Source organism: Armatimonas sp., from assembly GCF_043760365.1.
Taxonomy (GTDB): Bacteria; Armatimonadota; Armatimonadia; order Armatimonadales; family Armatimonadaceae; genus Armatimonas.
In genome coordinates this window covers 1-3393 of sequence record NZ_JAYUPA010000780.1, presented here as the reverse complement: position 1 = coordinate 3393, position 3393 = coordinate 1, and the positions used below count along the sequence as shown (strand labels likewise).

Here is a 3393-nt window from a genome sequence, read left to right as displayed (position 1 = left end):
GGTAGTTGCGGTGGCGCAGGGCAGAGAAAGCGGCGGGTGTTGACACAGCCTTATGCTACCACGGAGCACACTAGCGATTGCCCCTGCCAGTTGGAGCGGCAGGGCTGAGGAGCACTATGCGCTACAAAGGCCGTTCCGGCCATCTGAAAACTAGCGCGGTACACTTTAACCATGCCAGAATGTAGCCCTGAAATCGAGGAAATACTCCAGCGGCACCGGGAGCGTCAGCGAGACTGGCGTGGGAAAGCACAGCGCTCTTTCCCTGAGCTTCAGGCGGAAACCACCGCCGCTGTGAATGTATTGGATTGGCTGACGTTTCTCTACCAAAAAATAGAAGAGAGCTATGCGACGCCCCCACCCGATGATCGTTTTCTACAGCGTGCGGTTTGGCATGTTGATGAGTGTTCGCGTATTCCGACCGAGACAACCTTGAGCGAGTGTGATCCGTCTACAAGCGCCGATATTGGCTTCTGGGCGCGGCTTGCCACCAATCCCAAAATGCGAGCTGATTTGGGTCGCTGGTGCGAATTTGGGCTTCTGGAGGCACACGAAGAATGGGTTCGCTACTGGCTGACGAAGGCCGAATGGGAGGAAGTTCTAAATAGCTACCGAGCGCAGCGCTTGGAGCGCTATCGCCAGAAAGCACGAAAGCGAAAGACCCAATAAAATCATGTGCGTTCCCATGGGCGGCACGCCCTTCGTGTCCGAAGTATGAGGACAATAAGACCGGGTGCCCTCTGGGCGCGTGAATGGGGGCGATTTCACAGCGGCTTTACTCCACCGCCAGATGCAGCACGTCTTCTTGTGTGGCCTTGGTAGCGTCTTCGATCTCGCCGGTGATCTTGCCGCCGCGCATCACGAGAATTCTATCGCTCATGCCGAGCACTTCGGGCAGCTCGGAGGAGATCATGAGAATGGCCTTGCCCTCGGTGGCGAGCTTACGCATGAGCACGTAGATCTCGTACTTGGCCCCGACATCCACGCCGCGTGTGGGCTCGTCGAAGATCAATATCTCGGAGTTGGCCTGAAGCCACTTGGCGAGCACGACTTTCTGCTGGTTGCCGCCCGAGAGATTACGGGCGAGCTGTTCTTGGTGCGGCGTTTTGATAAGAAGGCTCTCGACATAGCCGCCAAACGCCCCACGCTCTTTGGCGGAGTCTATAAAGCCGAGCTTACCGAGTTTTTCTAAGTTGGGTAGGCCGAAGTTGTTACGGAGTGCCAGATCCAGCACCAGACCTTGGCGCTTGCGGTCCTCGGTGAGCAGGCAGATTCCCGCCTGAACGGCCTCTTGTGGCGAGCGTAGCGGCAGTGTCTTGCCATCCAGAATGATCTCGCCCACGTCGCGCGGATCGGCACCGAAGAGCAGACGTGCCACCTCGGTGCGGCCTGCGCCCACAAGCCCCGCAAGCCCGAGGATCTCGCCGCGCCGTAGCTCAAACGAGACGCCTTGGACGGCTCGCCCACGCACGAGATTCCTGACGACAAGCCGCGCCGCCCCGATTTTCTGCTCCGGGTCGCGTGGGGGGAACTCTGCGGAGAGGGCGCGGCCCACCATGGACTCAATGAGCTTAGGGCGCGTCCACTCGGAGACGGGCTTAGTGGCGATCCACTGACCATCGCGCATGACGGTCGCGGTGTCGCAGAGCTGGAAGATCTCGTCGAGGCGATGCGAGACATAGACAATCCCGATTCCCTGCGCCTTGAGATCACGGACGATTGCGAAAAGCGCGTCCACCTCACGGCCTGAGAGCGCCGCTGTGGGCTCGTCCATCACTAGGATTTTCGCATTTTGCGAGAGTGCCTTGGCGATCTCGACGAGCTGCTGCTCCGCTACCGTCAGCTCCCCGACGGGCGTTGTGGCGTCAAACGGCGCGGCGAGACGCCTCAGAATCCCTTGTGCGGCAGTGTTTTCGTCGGCGCGGGTGATAAAGCCGCTTTTGGTTTTTTCGCGCCCCAGAAACAAGTTCTCCGCCACCGAGAGCTGTGGGATGAGATTGAACTCCTGGTAGATGACCGCGATTCCCCGCTCGGTGGCATCGCGTGGCCCCGCAATGGTGATCTGCTCGCCGTTTAAGTGGATTGTGCCGGCATCGGGTTGGTGCGCCCCGGAGAGGACTTTGAGCAGCGTGGACTTGCCCGCGCCGTTCTCCCCAAGCAGTGCATGAATCTCGCCCGCCGCAAGCTCCAGTCGCCCCTCGCGTATGGCTAAGACGCCCGGGAAGGACTTCTGGATGCCTTCCATTTTGAGGAGCATTACTCGTGGCCGCCTTTTTGTTGGAGCGCCGTGACGAGAACGGCGAAGAGAAGTACGCAGCCCACCACCGTGCCGCGCCAGATGTCGGGGTTGGAGAAGGTGAAGTTGATGGCGGAGAGTATCGTAATTACTAGAGTTGCCCCCAGAATGGTTCCTGGTACCGAGCCGCGCCCGCCCGTGAGGCTCGCGCCTCCAACGACAGCAGCGGCGACGGCATCCAGCTCGTAGCCCTGACCAAGCTGTGGGTTTCCCTGTCGTCCGTAGCCCGCCCAGAGAATTCCGGCCAGACCCCCCAGAAGTGCACTGATCCCGTAGGCGAAGAGCTTGATCTTGAAGATATTCACCCCCGAGAGCCGAGTCGCCTGCTCGTTGCCGCCCAGCGCATAGAGGTAGCGCCCGATCCGAGTGCGTGTGAGCAGAATATGTACCACGATTGCCACCACCGCGAGCATCGTCCAAAGCGGCCAGCCCTTGGAGAGATTTGTGATGAGGGGATAGTCGTTGAGGGAGATCGGGAGCTGCTTGTTCACAATCAACGACTGGCTGCGCAGTACCAGAAGCGCGGCGAGCGTCACGACAAAGGGCGGGAGCTTGAGCTTGTGAATCAGTGTGGCATGAAATAGCCCAATTGCGAGTGTACAGAGTAGCGTCAGGACAATTGCCAGAAGCGCTGCCGGGCCCTCGATGAGCCCCCCGGAGAACTTGGTGACAAAGAGCGCGACGAGCATTCCGGCAAAGGCTATAATCGAGCCCAAAGATAGATCAATTCCGCTGGTGATAATCACAATCGTCTCGCCGATGGCAAAGAGCGAGAGCAGCGCCACTTGCTGCACGATATTGGTCATATTGAGCGGCCCAAAGAAGTTGGCGCGCTGCTCAGTGAATGCCATCCCCAGGCAGAGTAGGGCTAGCACCGCCACCACGCTCAGCTCCCGTGACTTCAGTAGCCGGGCGACAATGCCCGGCCCTGACTGTTTTCCTAGATTCTGTACCGCCACTCTTGTTAGTTCCTATCTGACTCAAAAATCAATACATAATACGAGCCTTTTGCACGAATCGCCGATTCCCTCTGTCCGCCCACTGAAAGTAGGCGTCTGGGTAGCCTTCGGCTGCAAAGCCCGTTCCGGGCTACCGATTCT

At 59.1% G+C, this 3393-nt stretch carries 3 protein-coding genes; 1 reads left to right on the top strand and 2 read right to left on the bottom strand.

Translation table 11 applies throughout. The annotated features are described in order from the left end of the window. Positions 1–171: 171 nt before the first annotated feature. Positions 172–666 (top strand): hypothetical protein, encoded by a 495-nt coding sequence (locus ACH2EH_RS18730; protein ID WP_395144009.1) that lies wholly within the window; start codon positions 172–174, stop codon positions 664–666. Positions 667–772: 106 nt separating this feature from the next. Here ACH2EH_RS18730 and ACH2EH_RS18725 read toward each other — a convergent pair whose 3' ends face one another. Continuing rightward, on the bottom strand, positions 773–2242 hold the full coding sequence (locus ACH2EH_RS18725) for a sugar ABC transporter ATP-binding protein (protein WP_395144007.1): 1470 nt from the start codon (positions 2240–2242) through the stop codon (positions 773–775). 11 nt (positions 2243–2253) lie between these two features. Further along, positions 2254–3252 (bottom strand): ABC transporter permease, encoded by a 999-nt coding sequence (locus ACH2EH_RS18720; protein WP_395144006.1) that lies wholly within the window; start codon positions 3250–3252, stop codon positions 2254–2256. Between the last annotated feature and the right edge of the window lie 141 nt (positions 3253–3393).